The organism is Corynebacterium sp. 20-84 (assembly GCF_053479455.1).
Genome location: NZ_JBRBCB010000031.1, coordinates 1 through 702, shown reverse-complemented (window position 1 = coordinate 702; position 702 = coordinate 1). Strand labels below are relative to the sequence as shown.

Below are 702 nucleotides of genomic sequence, written 5' to 3'. Positions count from 1 at the left end.
ATCACCGATGGCCCGTCGCCCAAGGACACTGATGGTGACGGTATCCCGGATTCTGAGGATCCGGATATCGATGGTGATGGTGTCAATAACTCTGATGAGAAGGCTGCTGGTACTGATCCGTACAACCCGGATACTGATGGTGATGGCACCAATGATGGTGACGAGGACGCCGACGGTGACGGCAAGCCGAATAAGGACGAGTCCAACCCGAACGAGGATGCGACCTCCGATAAGGATGGCGACGGTATCCCGGACATCATCGATAAGGATGATGAGGACGGTCCGAAGGGTGATAAGGATGGCGACGGCATCATCAACGCTGAGGACCCGGATGCTGATGGCGACGGTGTGTCCAATGCTGATGAGAAGGCAGCTGGCCTGGATCCGTTGAACCCGGACACCGATGGTGATGGCACCAATGATGGTGACGAGGACACCGATGGTGACGGCAAGAAGAATAAGGACGAGTCTGAGGTTCCTGCGGGCAAGGTTGAAGACAAGGACGGCGACGGCCTTGGCGATACCGATATCACCGATAAGAACGACAACAAAGTCGCTGATCTGACTGAGTCCGAGGAGGAGCCGGCTGAGGATAAGCCGAGTATTGATGCTGGTGATAAGACCGTTGTGGTTCCGGCTGATGGTTCTGAGAAGAAGCTGGATGATACGGTCGTTAACCCGACTGAGGGTATGACTGGTGAG

At 55.4% G+C, this 702-nt stretch carries 1 pseudogene; it reads left to right on the top strand.

Annotated elements, in window-relative coordinates:
• A pseudogene (locus ACUY2Y_RS11695) lies at positions 1-702 on the top strand (YPDG domain-containing protein); the annotation flags it as partial.